Annotated in this window: 13 protein-coding genes; 11 read left to right on the forward strand and 2 right to left on the reverse strand. The window is 53.8% G+C overall.

The window, feature by feature from the left end; translation table 11 throughout:
- Positions 1 to 343 precede the first annotated feature (343 nt).
- The 9 genes from JE47_RS0115955 (at position 344) to JE47_RS0116000 (ending at position 13,414) form a co-directional block, all read left to right on the forward strand.
- Complete coding sequence (locus JE47_RS0115955) at positions 344 to 646, forward strand: RNA recognition motif domain-containing protein (RefSeq protein WP_031460710.1); 303 nt, start codon at positions 344 to 346, stop codon at positions 644 to 646.
- A 96-nt stretch (positions 647 to 742) separates the two neighbouring features.
- A complete protein-coding gene (locus JE47_RS0115965) occupies positions 743 to 1,828 on the forward strand; it encodes a calcium/sodium antiporter (RefSeq protein WP_031460711.1) in 1,086 nt (361 codons plus the stop codon).
- Between the two features lies 1 nt (position 1,829).
- Positions 1,830 to 2,726, forward strand: coding sequence for a histone deacetylase family protein (locus JE47_RS0115970; protein WP_031460712.1), 897 nt, complete (start codon positions 1,830 to 1,832; stop codon positions 2,724 to 2,726).
- Between the two features lie 158 nt (positions 2,727 to 2,884).
- A complete protein-coding gene (locus tag JE47_RS0115975) occupies positions 2,885 to 3,619 on the forward strand; it encodes a ferritin-like domain-containing protein (RefSeq protein WP_031460713.1) in 735 nt (244 codons plus the stop codon).
- A 178-nt stretch (positions 3,620 to 3,797) separates the two neighbouring features.
- On the forward strand, positions 3,798 to 4,388 hold the full coding sequence (locus tag JE47_RS0115980) for a sigma-70 family RNA polymerase sigma factor (protein ID WP_031460714.1): 591 nt from the start codon (positions 3,798 to 3,800) through the stop codon (positions 4,386 to 4,388).
- Between the two features lie 4 nt (positions 4,389 to 4,392).
- Positions 4,393 to 5,166, forward strand: coding sequence for an anti-sigma factor (locus tag JE47_RS0115985; RefSeq protein WP_031460715.1), 774 nt, complete (start codon positions 4,393 to 4,395; stop codon positions 5,164 to 5,166).
- Between the two features lie 348 nt (positions 5,167 to 5,514).
- Positions 5,515 to 8,463 (forward strand): GAF domain-containing protein, encoded by a 2,949-nt coding sequence (locus JE47_RS0115990; protein ID WP_031460716.1) that lies wholly within the window; start codon positions 5,515 to 5,517, stop codon positions 8,461 to 8,463.
- 417 nt (positions 8,464 to 8,880) lie between these two features.
- Positions 8,881 to 10,959 carry a putative glycoside hydrolase gene (locus tag JE47_RS0115995; protein ID WP_031460717.1) on the forward strand — a complete coding sequence of 693 codons (2,079 nt, stop codon included), beginning with the start codon at positions 8,881 to 8,883 and terminating at the stop codon, positions 10,957 to 10,959.
- A gap of 55 nt (positions 10,960 to 11,014) precedes the next feature.
- The gene (locus JE47_RS0116000) at positions 11,015 to 13,414 is read left to right on the forward strand and encodes a peptidoglycan recognition protein family protein (RefSeq protein ID WP_031460718.1); all 2,400 of its coding nucleotides are present in this window, start codon (positions 11,015 to 11,017) and stop codon (positions 13,412 to 13,414) included.
- A 15-nt stretch (positions 13,415 to 13,429) separates the two neighbouring features.
- Here the strand turns inward: JE47_RS0116000 and JE47_RS0116005 are convergent, their stop codons facing one another.
- The gene (locus JE47_RS0116005) at positions 13,430 to 14,053 is read right to left on the reverse strand and encodes an SRPBCC family protein (protein ID WP_031460719.1); all 624 of its coding nucleotides are present in this window, start codon (positions 14,051 to 14,053) and stop codon (positions 13,430 to 13,432) included.
- A gap of 55 nt (positions 14,054 to 14,108) precedes the next feature.
- A complete protein-coding gene (locus JE47_RS0116010) occupies positions 14,109 to 14,939 on the reverse strand; it encodes an NAD(+)/NADH kinase (RefSeq protein WP_031460720.1) in 831 nt (276 codons plus the stop codon).
- Between the two features lie 307 nt (positions 14,940 to 15,246).
- On the opposite strand from JE47_RS0116010, the gene JE47_RS22230 reads away from it, so the two are divergent.
- On the forward strand, positions 15,247 to 15,405 hold the full coding sequence (locus JE47_RS22230; RefSeq protein ID WP_236631258.1) for a hypothetical protein: 159 nt from the start codon (positions 15,247 to 15,249) through the stop codon (positions 15,403 to 15,405).
- Position 15,406: 1 nt separating this feature from the next.
- The coding region (locus JE47_RS20645; RefSeq protein ID WP_035419686.1) for a hypothetical protein at positions 15,407 to 15,679 on the forward strand (273 nt) is incomplete at its 3' end.

Consider the following 15,679-nt stretch of genomic DNA (forward strand, 5'->3'; position numbering starts at 1 on the left):
TTCGTCGGTGTTCCGCCGCTGATATATTGTCTGATCATCGAAGGTGACCCGAAGCTGAAAACCTTTTATTGAAACCTTCAAAGGTCTTTTCATCTGGCGACGAATGTGATACACTATAGCCGTTACACAGCGTCACGTTGCCGCGAGAGTCCGTTCGTCCGTTTGAGGCCCGATCGACTCCCCCGTCCGCAAGACCTCCACGCCAGAGGAACAGCACGCGGCGCTGTGGGCCGCCGTCCGCTCTGAGGCGAAGCGTGCGGTGTTTGTTTCGGAGGCGTGGTAGTGGGTACGATACCCGTGAGTGACTGCGTTGCTTATCAACGCGGAGGGAGTGGGACCGGACATGTACGTGAAGCTCTTTGTCGGCAATCTGGCCTGGAGTGTTGACGATGCAACACTTGAAGCCTTCTTTCAGGACTACGGCAATGTACGAAGTGCACGAGTGATCAATGATCGGGAGACCGGTCGATCACGTGGTTTTGGCTTTGTCGAAATGGAAGTCGCCGATGTGGCAACCGTGATTAGCCAAACCAATGGCCGTGCGATCAATGGACGCGAAATTCGGGTAAACGAAGCGGAGGACAAGGGTTCCCGCGGCCATCGTTCTGGTGGTGATCGCGGCGGCTTCGGCGGTCGGCGTTATTAACGCTTCCCTTCGAGCCGGTCGCGCCTCAACTGGCTCGTTTGCGGGAACTGTCTGCCCCCTGTCGCTGACAGGGGGCGAATTGTGTCGAGACATGTCATGGTAGTTTTCCTTTTTATTGCAGGGATTATCCTGCTGGTCTTTGGCGCCGATCTGCTTGTGCGTGGTGCAGCCAGCCTGGCGGCAAACCTCGGTATTTCGTCGCTTATTATCGGTTTGACGGTGGTAGCTATCGGTACCAGCTCACCTGAAATTGCAGTGAGCCTGCAAGCTGCATTCAACGCTCAAGGCGAGATCGTTTTGGGGAATATCATCGGCAGTAATATCGCAAACATCATGCTCATTTTGGGAGTAGCTGCTATGTTCGGGCCACTTCCAGTTGATCGAGCTATTTTTCGTCGCGATCTGCCGGTTATGATCGGCGCATCACTGCTCACATTCTTGCTGGCATTTGACCGCACGCTGTCACAGATCGACGGTATCATCATGCTTCTCGCCCTGGTTGCGTATTTCTGGATGATGTGGCCGCGCAACGAACATCACGACGTGAGTCATCCATCATACCCACCACAGCAACGATTGCGCGCCCTGGTCTTGCAACTGGCGATGGTCATCGGTGGGTTGGCTCTACTCATTGTAGGAGCACGCTGGTTGGTTGATGGAGCAGTAACCTTTGCAACCTGGTTGGGAGTGAGTGAGTTAATCATTGGCCTAACCATCGTGGCGATCGGCACTTCACTCCCTGAGATTGCCACATCGGTGATCGCCGGTCTCCGTGGAGAACGGGACATTGCTGTTGGGAATGTAGTCGGTAGTAATGTGCTCAATTTGTTACTGGTCCTTGGCACAACGATAGTGGTATCGCCACAACCAATTGCTGTTCCAGAGTCGACTATCGCACTCGATTTACCAGTTATGGTCGGTGCAGCACTTATTTGTCTACCGATCTTCTTTACTCGTCGGGTTGTTTCCCAACGTGAAGGCAGTCTGTTGCTGGTTTACTACTTAAGCTATACCCTGTATCTGGTCTTGAGTGCTACTGGCAGTGCTGAATTACCGGTGTACAATACCATTGTCGGTCTAATTTTGATCCCATTGACCGTGGTGTTGCTGGTCGTGCGCGCCCTACGCTGGTTGGGCGAAGAGCGCCGACAACAACGCACGTCAATCGCTAATCGTAAATAGCATGCGAGTCTTCTATTCTGACACGTTTGTCTTACCATTACCGCCAGGACACCGTTTCCCAATGGAGAAGTATGCCCTACTGCGCGAGCGAGTGCTGAATGAGGGTATTATCACCTCTGATCAGTTACATATCCCCGAACCGGCTAGTGTCGCTGAACTGTCTCGTGCTCATGCACCAGCTTATATCGAGCGCGTATTGAACGGGCAATTAACGAGTGCTGAACTACGCCGGATCGGTTTCCCATGGTCGCCACAAATGGTCGAGCGCTCACGGCGTTCGGTGGGAGCAACCATAGCCGCCTGTCGTGTCGCTCTCAGCGAAGGGGTTGGGGTCAATCTGGCAGGTGGCACCCACCACGCTTTTTCAGATGCCGGTGCCGGCTACTGCGTCTTCAACGATACGGCAGTGGCAGCGCGTGCAATGCAGGCTGAGGGTCGTGCGCGGCGGATCGCGATTATCGATTGTGATGTACATCAGGGTGACGGGACAGCCGCGATTTTAGCCGGTGACGAGACGATTTTCACATTCTCGATCCATGGTGCTAACAATTTTCCGTTCCGTAAACAGCAGAGCGACCTGGATATTGCTCTTCCCGATGCAACCAGCGATACCGCGTACCTCGATGCACTGGAATGGGGTGTTCGCCAGGTCTTTGCCAGTGCTCACCCTGATCTGGTCATTTACCTGGCCGGCGCCGATCCGTACTACGATGATCGCCTGGGACGACTGAGCCTGACCAAAGCCGGTTTAGCCGAGCGTGATCGGTTGGTCTTTACGTTCTGTCGGGCAGCAGGAGTACCGATTGCTATCACTATGGCTGGCGGCTATGCCCGTCAGATCGTCGATACGGTTGATATTCATGCCCATACCGTAGCAATGGCGGCTATGTTGCGCTAACTGCTGTTAACACGGTGAATACGCTTCCCCGGCTACGAAAAACTGGCAATAAATTCCTGCTTAAGCTGAGATCCAAAAACGAAAAACCTTCGCACAGATGTTATGAAGGTACATGCAGCGGCGTGTACTGAGAGCAATCTGAAAGTGGAGGTAACACCGTGACAGCAGAACACACAAAGCAAGGAGTCTTCTCACGTCGTAGCCTAATGAAGGGCATTGCCGGTCTGGGTGGCGGCCTGGTGGTTGCAAGCTTTGCGAATCTGTTTGGGATTCAGTCAGCATCAGCCGATCATGACCGCAAAGATGATCCGCAGCTTATCTTAAATCTGGCCGCAACTGCCGAGACATTAGCAACAACCTTCTACTACGCAGCTTTAACCTCAGCCCAATTCAAACTCGATGAAGAGGACATCCTCTACCTCAAGTTTGCTCTCGATGCCGAGAAGTATCATCTTGATTTCCTGGTCAGCAACGGTGGGCGGGCGCTGACGAACCAGTTTTACGTTCCGGCTAATCTGCTACGTGATCCAGCTCTCTTTGTTCAGGTCGGCGCCGATGCAGAGACTGCATTTGTAGGCGCGTATCTGGCAGCTACTCGTCGCTTTGCCGAGTTAGGGGCCGACCGCCTGGCAGGTACCACTGCACAACATGCTTGCAGTGAAGCTCAGCACCTGGCGCTGATCCGTGAAATTGGTGGATTTGTTCCCAATAATCTACCATTGCCACTGCCTATTTACTATAATGTATCCGATGCTGTGCCAACACTTGCACCATTCCTCCAAGGTGGACAAGGCTTTATTGGCCCGGTCACGGCACCCACTGCTGATCAGATTATGCGTGCCCTTGGCGGTGTGAAGTCTGACCGAACGGAACCATACACAAGAGTATTCTAAACAACTTCGACTAATACGCTAGCAGAGCCTGCCAGCAAATAGGCTGGCAGGCTCATGTATGTCTGTAAGACGCGCAGCAGGGAGAGTCCATGTGGATGGCGGTTTAGATTGTATCTCAGCCAACTCGGTTATAATGCAGCGTTGTAGATATGCTGAAAAGAAAAAGGTTTCGAGTCTAATGCCGCCGCGACAATCGGAAGATACCGGTCTACCTAACCTGACTGATGAATTACTGATAGACTTAATCGTGCAGCGCGATGAAGCTGCACTCGGCGAATTGTACGATCGGTATGCTTCATTAGTGTATGCCATCGCGCTCCGCATTACAGGAGATCGGCAAACTGCCGAAGAGGTTATGCAAGATGTCTTCCAGAATATCTGGCAGACGGCTGGTGGATTTCGTCACCAGTCAGGAGCAGTTGTCGGATGGATTATTGGCATTACCCGTCATCGCGCAATTGATACGCTCCGTAGCAAGCGAGAACGGGCTCGTAATCGTGAGTTGACAGGAATTGAAGCGGCTTACTTCTTACCCAACAGCTCAGGTGTTGAACAAGACCTAGAGCAGCGAGCTTTACGTCAAGCAGTCCAAGCAGCCCTGGCCGATTTGCCACCAACTCAACGTCAGGCAATTGAGATGGCCTATTATGGTGGTATGACCCAGACAGAGATCGCTAAACAACTTGGCGAACCTCTTGGAACCATTAAAACCAGACTACGTCTTGGTTTATCGAAATTGCGTGAGCTTCTGCGCACGCTTGCGGAGTAAGGTAATGGAGTCTTCACCGGAGTATTCCGACGAAATAGTTGACTTGCTGACAGCTTACGCCCTTGATGCACTCGAACCGGCAGAACGGGCCAAAGTACAACAATTGCTGTCAGAACGACCAGAATTGCAGAAGATTCTGGCCGAATTACGTGCTGCTGCTGATTTGTTGCCATTTGCCCTGGAACGACCAGTTCTACCACCCGAATGGCGTCAACGAACGATTGATTACGCACTCGGTCGCCAGAGGATAAAGCAGAAGCATTCTTTCCCACATTTGCGGCAACCCTGGTTGATAGGACTTGGCAGTCTGGCAACTGCACTTATTATTGCCGTGTTTGGTCTCATTGGATATATCAACAACCTGCACAGTCAGTTGACAACTGCTATTCAACAACGCGATCAAGCACAAGCTCTGGCCGCGACTGCGCAAGCTGCGTCACAGCAATTGGCAGCCGTGCTCACTAATCCAACACCACTCGCATCCCTTCGGGGTGATGCCGGACAGGGATCGATCTACCTTGATCGAACCGGAGAGCTGTTATTAATTGCTGCACTACCTCCGTTGACTGAAAATCAAGTCTATCAACTCTGGGTCATTCAAGGGGATGCAGCGCCAGTGAGTGGTGGTGTCTTCACGCTTGACCCGAGTGGTTACGGTATCGTTCGATTACCGGCAGCAAGAGTTCCTGGCGGTAGCACCCTGGCAATCACGGCTGAGCCAGCTCCCGGTAGTGATGGACCTACAGGGCCGATACTGATTGCCGGCAGAATAACGTAGGATGAAGATGAACGCCAATGAGGAGAAAAAAGAGTGCTGTGTTCTGAAAGTCTCGTTGTCTGTAAATGTTGAGCACCATATTATATATTGAACTACATCAGCATGCCATAGCAGACCGGTCAGGAATACATCCTTACATACATAATGTTCAATCGTCATTAACACATTGTTAGTTCAGGTGGCAAGGCGCACAAGAACATTTTTGGCTTTCTATACCACACTTCAATCAATCAGTAAGCTACCGTGTTTCTTTCCCTCGCTCCACCAGCAGCGATATGTCATATTTTTCATCGAGCAGACCTGTATCTGTGCTATACTGAAGGGGAGAACCGCTCAGGGGGGATGTGTATGCCCGAGCCTGCCCACATTCTAGTTGTTGAAGATGACAACGACATCCGGCGTATTTTTCAAGTCATCCTTAGCCGGCATGGGTTTCGGGTGTCGGTGGTGACAACAGGTGAGGAAGCGTTAAGTTTTCTGCAACTTATCACCCCTGACTTAATCCTGCTCGATTTAGCGCTTCCCGGTGTTGACGGTGCCGAAATTACGCGACGCATCAAGGCAGATCGCACAAAACCGTTTATCCCTATCATCATTGTATCAGCGCACGCCGATCTCAACACCAGTATCAGCAATCTCGATGCTGGCGCCGATGACGTTCTGCTCAAACCGGTCGATCACAATCTGTTGGTAGCACGGGTACGTGCCCTGTTACGTCTCCAGCGAGCACAACGTAGTCTTCAGCAAGAGCAGCGAAAAACCGAATTACTCTTGCATCTCTCGCGTGACTTGGGCGCCAGTATTGATCTGGATGTGCTATTGACTCGTTTTTTAAACCACTTAGCCGACGCGGTTGGTGCGATTCGGGCCAGTATTATTTTAACCGGTTTCATTGAAGATAAAATCTTACTGTATTCGAGCAGTCAGCATCCGGCCTCAACAGAACTACAGGACATTTTGCGCTATGGTGTGGCTGGTGCCGCGTTACGTCAGCGCAGCCCGATATTGATTACAGATACTCGTCTTGACTCGCGCTGGCTGGCAACATCCGATTATCACCAGGACGTGCGTTCAGTGGCGGCAATGCCGATCATACGCGATAACCGCACCTGGGGCGTTATTACCCTGGTACACCATACCCCGGGTTATTTTACGAACGAACATCTTGAATTGTTGTCATCGGTTGCCGCCCAGAGCGCCGTTGCGCTGGAAAGCGCCCGCCTCTACCGGTTGAGTGAACAACAAAAAGAGCTGCTGGCGAAACGTGCTGAAGAGCTGCGCCAGATCAACGAACTCAACCAGATGCTCTCTGAACTCATGCAGATGGATCAGTTGAGTCGGCTGTTGGTGCAAATACTCCATCACCAGTTTCAGTACCCACTAGTGGCACTCACATTATATGAGCACAATCAGTTTGTGCTGAAGGCCCTCGCTAGCTCAGAACGAACTATTTCAACGACGTTGACGTTCGGTGTAGAGCAAGGGATCATTGGTTGGGTCTACCGCCATCGCGAACCGCTTCGGATCGACGATTTGTCGCAAGATGCGCGATTTACACCGTTATTACCCGGTGAAGCACAGATGCGATCGGCGCTGAGCATTCCAGTGCTCCTGGCCCGTGAAGTATTTGGTACCATCGAGGTACGCAGTCCACACATCAGTGCTTTCAGCTCAAACGATGAAGCGATTCTTCAGGCAATCGCTAACCAGCTAGCAATTGCCATCAGTAATGCCCGCATGTTCGAGAGTGAACAGCGTCGGATGAAACAATTGAGTGACATCAATCGGCTATCACTTGCCTTAACCGCGCAGTTTATCGCGCCCTCTAACCTGCAACGCATTATTGCGGCAGTAGCACAGATTTTTCAGGTAGAACAGGCAGCAATGATCCTGTTTGGCCCACAGCCGACCGATACGATTGTTGCTTTAAGTGGTCAATCATCACCCAACGACGCTGAACTTCGTCAACTTCTCCAGCGGCATCCATACCTCGCCGCGAAAATTGCCAGGCTTAATCAACCGCGCTATGTACGTTTAGCAGAACAATCCGATCTGACACCGTTACAAGCGTTTTTTGCGGCTCGTCGGTTGGAAACCGTTTTACTGGTACCGCTCAAAGTGAAACAGCATACGCAAGGCGTGATCTGTCTCGATGTCAGTCAGCGTGAACCCCTTCAACAAGCTGAATTAGAACTAACTACGACGGTTGCCAGTCTGATCGTACAGATATTGGAAAACAGTCGTCTCTACCGGGTTGTCAATGATGAGCGCTCGACCCTCAATGCCATTTTGCAAAGTACGACTGACCCGATCCTGCTCATTGACCCAGAACAGCGCCTGTTGCTGGCAAATTCGGCTGCGCAACATCGATTGCAGATCGATCAGAAAACGCACCGTGGGCAGGTTGTCGATCAACTGCCAACCCTACAAGCAGTCCTCCCCTTCCTGGCCCGTTCTGAGCCAACGACTATCGAGATAGAACCGGAGACCGATGTCCACTTTAGTGTAAGTATTGCACCCGTGCATAGTGTTGATAAAAAAGCATTAGGGCGCGTCGTGGTCTTCCGTGATATTAGCGCTATCAAACAGCTTGAAAAACAAGAACGTGAGCGCGTGCGCAGTGTCTTCCGCCGTTATGTATCACCGCAAGTTGCCGAGCAATTGCTTAGCGCCGGGAGTGATTTCGGAACCCCAACCGAACGGACGGTGGCGGTGCTGTTCGCCGATATGCGAGGATTTACCACATTAACCGAACAGATAGATGCCCACATTCTGGTTGAGCGCATTCTCAATCGCTATTTCACGGCAATGACCGAAGCGCTCTACGCTTACGATGGCACGATCGATAAGTTTCTCGGTGATGGCTTGATCGGTGTCTTCGGAACCCCTATCAGTCACCCTGATGATCCCCAGCGCGTGATATTGGCGGCTGTGGCAATGCAACAGGCTTTTGCCCGCCTGTCTGACATATGGCGGGAAGAATTAAACCTCCAGATTGGAATGGGTATCGGGATCGGCTACGGCTCAGCAGTTGTGGGGAATATCGGCTCAGAACAGCGCCAAGACTATACCTTGATCGGTGATGTAGTGAACACTGCTGCGCGATTATGCAGCATTGCCCAGGCCGGTCAGATCATTATTTCTTCACATTTGGCACACGTGCTCGCCGATCAATCACCTTACCCCCTACGTGAACTGGGCGCGGTTCGGTTGAAAGGAAAACAGGAAGCTCACTTCATCTACGAAGTCGTGGTTGAGCAATCGCTAGCCAGAATGGTCAATCAAGAGCAACCGTAGGAATGACCTAGCCGAATCAGATGCAATGTGCGCGTAAAGGTACGGTTTGTCGCGCCGTTCGGAATAGCATTGGTAGGAATGACCTAGCCGAATCAGATGCAATGTGCGCTGCTTTCCACATTATAAAAAGAGAGCCTCCCTGCCTCGCATCATCCTCCTCGTGTAAACGAGAGCGAGAGTCTGGGGCGTCTATCATCTTGAGACAGGTTCCTGCGCCCTACCGCATACACGGCGAAGAAAGTGATATTGCACTTTTCTTATCCCTCTCCCTTGAACCTCTGTTGGGTCAGGTAAAACCTTAAACAGCCCTGACCATCTCTCTTCTCACTTGACAGCCGCCTGTGAGCCTCTTAAGATACCCCTGACTGGTACACATTTTGACCGGTCCCTCATTCTAACTAAAGGAGCCTGTAAACCATGGTGTTATTTGCGCGGCGAATTGTTCGCCTCTGGTCGATCTGCATTCTTTGCGTAATATTCCTGATCAGTTGTGCGTCGCAACCGGTTGTATTGACCGGTATCGTAACTGATGCTTACACCGGTGCGCCAGTTCCCAATGCAACGGTATCCATCGGAGATCTGACGTTAACTACCGATGATCAGGGACGCTTTCAGACCGAACGTTGGCGACCTGAAGACACGCTGGCGCTACAGGCACCGGCTTACGAACCGACAAGTTTGCCACTAGCCGACCAACCCGGCGTTGGTGCGAGTGGTGTGTTGACCGTAACCATTACTACTAGCCTGCGTCCCAATACGCTCAGTGGTCAGGTCACCGATGCCTATACCGGCCAACCCATTCGCAACGCTGAAGTTATCCTGAACGATACAGAGCCACCACTTACCACGACGAACGAGAACGGACAATATACGTTAACTGATGTGCCGGAGACGTTTAGTATTACGGTACGTGCCGATGAGTATGAACCGGTTCGTGAGACACTCTCGCGGACAACGACCTTTGATGTCAGGCTCCGCCCTAATATCCTGCGCGGTCAGGTGACTAATGTGTATACGGGTGAACCGGTGGCAGGGGCGACGGTCAAGCTGTCCGATCTGAGTGTAACAACAGATGCCGAGGGGCGTTACGTATTGCGCGGTGTGACAGAGATCGGTGAGATTACCGTCGAAGCGGATGGTTTTGCGGCGGTTACGCAACCGTTTACCCGCACGACAACACTTGACGTCGCCATCAGACCGGACACCCTCTTTGGGCAATTGATCGACGCCACCACCGGAAAACCTGTTCAGAATGCAGCAATTATTGCCACTGAAACCCTGACCTCTACCGCCGTGGCGTTTGTTCGTATTAACGACAGTATCGAAGGGCGCTTCCGACTACCCAATTTACCTGAACATGGATTTGTGCAGGTGTTAGCGCCAGGGTATGCCAAACGAGTAATCCCTATTGAGCCGGGCAATATGCCGCAGCAGATCGCATTGGAACCTTTCTACGTGCGTGGTATCTACATCACGGCGGCGGTTGCTTCCGTACCACGACTGGTTGATCGCTTTCTTGATCTCATTGATCGTACTGAGCTGAACACGCTGGTCATCGATATTAAAAGCGATCTGCGTGATGACCTGGGTATGGTTTATTACGACTCCCAGGTACCGCTGGCCCGTGAATTAAGACTGAGCACCCCCCGAGTCGATTTCGCGTCTATTTTGGCCAAAGCGAAAGAACGCGGCATCTACACGATTGCCCGGGTCCAGCTCTTCTCGCACGACAATGCGCTCTCGGATGCACGTCCCGAATGGTCAATCCGAGTGCGTTCAACCGGCGAAGTATATGCCGATTACCCAGGGCCGGGGATTCGCTACGCCTACCTCGATCCGACCAATCAGAATGTCTGGGATTACAACATTGCTCTGGCAGTTGAAGCTGCACAGATGGGGTTTGATGAGATTAACTTTGATTACATCCGTTTCCCCGATTGGTTTGGCACAAGGGATGAATTTCGCGATAAGCTCTTGTTCAGCGAACCAATTGACCCGGTTGCCAACCCGGGTCGTATGTACGAGGTTCTGATCGAGTTCATGCAGCGTGCACACCACGCGGTAAACGCCGCCGGTGCCTTTATGTCGGTCGATGTGTTTGGGCGCGTTGTCAACGGCCCGTCAATGACCATTGCCCAAGACATGGCGCGCATGGGTGAACACGCCGATTATGTCTGTCCGATGCCGTATCCGTCGTTATGGTGGAGTGGATTAGATAACATTGCCGTACCGGTGAAGTACCCGTATGAGACCATTCAGATTGCGGTGCGAAAGGGTGGTCAATTGATGGCAGCCAGCTATGGTCGGCAGCGTCCGTGGCTGCAAGATCACACCGATCCATGGGCGCCAGTGGTGGTCGAGTACGGACCGGCTGAGGTGCGCGCTCAGATTAACGCGACTGAAGAGCAACCAGAAGCGGCAGCAGGCTGGATACTGTATGATTCGGCTAATATCTACAAAGGGGCGTTCAACGGTGCAGTGCGTCCGGCACCGTAACCCTAGCCCTATATCAACAGAGCACAATCGACGGTTTAGCAGCAGGGCATGATCTATGAACCAACGAACGGCACTGAGTATTAGTCTGCTCGTCATTCTGGTCGGAATACTAACCTGGGTATTGCCGGTTGCTGCCCGCCCGGCAACTGATATGGCTCAGGTATCAAGCTGGCGCTTAAGCAGTGTGAACGACTGGACAGCCGGTGAGGTAACCGGGCTGCTGGTCACGAACAATGCCGGTGGTGAATTGCGCCTGGCTGCCGACGCCAGTGAGGGGAGCTTTATCTCGGCGCCGTTTGCTACTGCGTTTGCTACCAATGCGGCTGGTGCTGTCTGGCGCGCCGATCTGGTAACAGGAACTGCGCTGCGGCTTGAACTGCGCGCCCGCTCAACCCCACCTAGCAACGGTGATGATGGTTGGGGACCATGGTTGCCGTTGGTTGTCGCCGATGAACCGCCGACTGCCGATCCAGATGCGTTTACAACCGCTGCGCCGCTAGCGCTACCAGAAGATACCCGCTATCTCCAGTTACGCGCTATCTTCACCAGCCAGATCCCACGTGCTTCAGCCGTGCTTAATGAGGTAACTGTGTCATATCTGGCAACCCAGATCACGCCGCCAATCTTTGCCGCCGGTCTGCCGCAACGACCGATTCTATTTGGCCAACCGGTTTTAACCCCGCGACCGCTCCAGATCAGCCGCGCTGATTGGGCACAACCGGTCGCGGCCCGCCCAGATCGTCGTGATCCGCGCGGTGTTGTCATTCACCAACTGGCCGTTGATGTTTCCCCAGCTACTACGCTGGCTTATCTCCGCGCCCTGCTTGTCTATCAGACGCAGGTGTTGGATTGGGATGATCTGATCTACCACTATCTCATTGATAGCGAAGGTAATCTGTTTGAAGGCCGCCTAGGCGGGCCGACATCGCTGGTGCGACAGGTGAGCGGCAGCGATGCCGATGTCCAGATCGCTCTGCTCACCCCTGCCGACCAACCACCAACACCGGCTGCTCAGGATCGGCTGGTGGCACTGCTGGCATGGCTAACGCAAACCTACAACATCGCGCCTACCGATCTACAACCGAAAGCCAGCGGTGACGGATTACGTCCTGCCATTGCCGGTCATTTTGAAATCAATAGCGCGGCGCTTGATCCCTACCCGGCATTTCGCGAACTGCTGCCACTATTGCGCACACGTATCGACACTACAACCGTTCGTGCTCGCTGGTATTTTGCCGAAGGTAACACCGCAGGTTACAGCCAGCGTCTGAGTTTATACAACCCGGCCACTCGTCCGGCTACTGCCCGCATCACACTGCTTCCGGCTACCGGTCAGCCCATCGTGCGCGAACTACAAGTATCCGGTGGTGGGCGGGCCGACCTGAACATCAACGAGATTGCGCCTGCCGCTAACGCTCTGCCGGCAATCGTTGAAGCAAACGAGGCGATCCTGGCTGAACGATCAATGGCGTTAACCACCGATATTGATAGCGGGCCAGGAATAGATCGCCTCTCGCGGGTCTGGTACTTTGCTGAGGGAAGCACGGCCAATCAAACCCAAACCTATCTGATCATTTTCAACCCTCAACCTGGCACGACCAGAGTGCAGATCACGTACATGCGTCGTGATGGTACAGTCTTCGAGCAAGAGGTACAGGTCGGCGCCCAAAACCGCCTGGTTGTCTCGGTACACGATATAACCCTCCCTGACGGCAGCCGACCGCTGGCTGACGCCCACTTTGGCATGCGCGTGATTGCCGATCAACCGGTGGCGGTTGAACGCACGATGCGGTTCGGTAATGGCGGGAGCGGCTTGCATACCGGACGCGGAATTGATACACTCTCACGCCGCTGGCTGTTCGCCGAGGGTACTACTGAGGGTGAGTTTCGCACGCAGTTCCTGGTTCTGAATCCGAACAACCAACCAACAAACGTCGAAGCCATTTTCCGTGGGCCTACCGGCGTTGCTGCTACTCGACGCTATGCGATCCCGCCAAGAGCGCAACTCGCGATTGATGTCAATGAAGTTGTGCCCAGTCTCGGTATTGCTACCGAGGTGATTGCTGACCGTCCGGTGGCGGTTGAACGGGTCATGAGTTTCGCAGGTGGGACTGCCGGAACGATTAGTACCGGAGTACGTGCACCAGCTTACCGCTGGGCCTTTATTGATGGACGCACCAGTGACGCGAGCTACTACCTCTGCTTGCACAATGTGAGTCCGCTCACAAGCACTGTCACGGTCGAAGTCATTTTTGGTGATGGGACAAAAACTAACCTGAGCATCCGTATTCCAGCCAGAGCCAGGTATACGCTAGCACTACACGAGGCATTTCCGGGTGAAACGGCGGTAGCAGCGATTGTACGTAGCAATCAACCGATTGTCGCCGAGCGTTCACTCTACCCCGGCGGTGGTGCACGTGGTGGGAGCACCACCCCCGGCATTCCATTGCCATAACGCAGACATTCGTACCTACATCTGCTGCCGCCAGCGTCGCCATACCGCCAGCACTGCGGCTACAACCGCCAGTGCTCCTGCAAGCATCGTTGCCCCCGGTATGAGCAAGGGCGGGAGCATTGCCGTTAGCTCGGCAGGTGGTTCGGTGACTACCTGTATATCTGCGGGTGGTGGTGCATTCACCATCCGGGCCAGATTTGCGAGGGTCGGAGTCATCGAATCGGCGTAACCCTGCCCTATCTTCTTGCGCAACAACGAAAACGGAAAGAAGGTCGGCAGCGCATACACCAACGCCACCCCATTGGTGACGCGCGTCGCGTTGGCTTCTGGTTGCAAACGAAACATCCAGATCTGCGCGATACCAGGTGCAGCCGGTAAACCAACTCGCCAGGCAAAACGGTAGGGTGGATCCCAAATCACGACCCGATTTGCCGTCACATAATGGATACCACGCATATACTGCTGTGACTCAAACACTGCACCGACAGCCAGTGGCCGTCCATCACGAATAGTCACTGCCTGAACTTCTCCGCTACCGGCAATCTGGGGATGGCGCTCAACATCACTCACCAGCTCCCAAAGCGCTTCCAGGGGAGCATTGATGCGCGCACTCACTGTAGCGCCTGTATAGGCAATCATACGCTACATACTCCTTACGTCTGCTACAAAGCCTGCTTCACCGCCGTTTATCACTTCAGGAACGGCGCAAACGCGCCACCAGTTGGCTGTAAAATTGATTACTTGGCCGGAGCCTGACAAACGTACAGACCTGTGGACTGCGTCGCACAATGACTTCATCACCCTCGATGAGGTCAACATTCTCGCGGCCATCGATAGCCAGCAGAGCATGATACCGTGAACGGAGCTGCATCGTGACCACTGCATCTTCATGTAAAACCATCGAGGGGATATGGGTTAAATGCGCTGCAATTGGCACCAGCACTAATGCCTGTGAACGCGGATCAACAATTGGCCCACCGGCAGCCAGCGCGTAGGCGGTTGAACCGGTCGCAGTTGCCACAATTACACCATCAGCGTGATAGGTTGTAATCGGGCTATCATCAATCGTCACATAAACATTCACGATCCGACTCAGATCACGGCGCGAAATCACCACCTCGTTCAGTGCCGTATACTGACCGAGCTTCTGCCCATTCCGCCAGAGCTGTGCCCGCACCAGCGTTCGTTCATCGAACCAGCCCCCGCCGTTCATCAGTTGTTCGCAACTCGTGTATACTTCGTCGGGGCCGATCTCGGCCATAAAACTGAGGTGACCGAGCGCCACCGGCAAAACCGGAATATTATGCGGAAAGCAGAGCCGGGCCGCGCGCAAGACGGTACCATCACCACCCAGCGCAATCATCAAATCACAATCGGCGACCAGGTGCGGTTGGTCGCGAAATTCTTGCGACACACCACGTATCGCTTTCACACCACGCGCCGTAAGCCAGTCGGTGAGTTCGTGCGATAGCTTGATCGAAGCATCGCTCAAGGGGTTGTACAGAACCGCCACGCGCTCGAGCATTGCCAAACCTCCGTGTAACGCTGTTTGCATCAGGATACCACACGCTGATGAATATCGGAACAACGACAGCGTGGGATCGGCAAGACCTGTGGGTTCCCGTATCTTCCCCCAGTCCCCCTCCTCTCTCGCTGCGCGCCCGGAAGGCATCGGATGGTGCCTCAGCCCATTATCAGCGGTCGGTTCCCAACCCGCCCCTCCCCGAAACCGACAGGCACGATCGGCGTACCACCGAGAACCCCAACTTGCAGACTCCTGTCAACGCAGGAACCCACTGCTCCGCTGCCCCCCCTGCTCACCACGACGGGGGATGCCAACGTTGAAAAGCCCGACAGCCGGGGTGAGAATGCTTGACACCCCCAACGACGTATGGTACGCTACTATCAGCAGTTGTCACTGCTATCCCGACCGGTCACTGCGTCGGGTCATTCGGGTTCCATCGCAACCACAGCCGGAAGAGGATGAGTAAGATGAACGGCTCGGTATACGCTCTTCTGGTGACGGTGGTCTGGCTGGTTTCAAGCATTGTCCCGACCGTCGCCGCGCCATCGGTCAGTACATGGTATACCCCTGTCCGCGTTTCCCTGTCGGCTATGCCCGCCGAGCGTTCTGGCGGCTACACCCCTGCCATCACCGCCGGGCAACGTAGCCTGGTGCAAACGATAGCCTCCGCTGCCATCGCGGCGGGCGATAATCACACCTGTGCGCTGACCACCACCGGCGGCGTCAAGTGCTGGGGGGAC

The organism is Chloroflexus sp. MS-G, assembly GCF_000735195.1.
In the GTDB taxonomy this organism is placed as follows: Bacteria; Chloroflexota; Chloroflexia; order Chloroflexales; family Chloroflexaceae; genus Chloroflexus.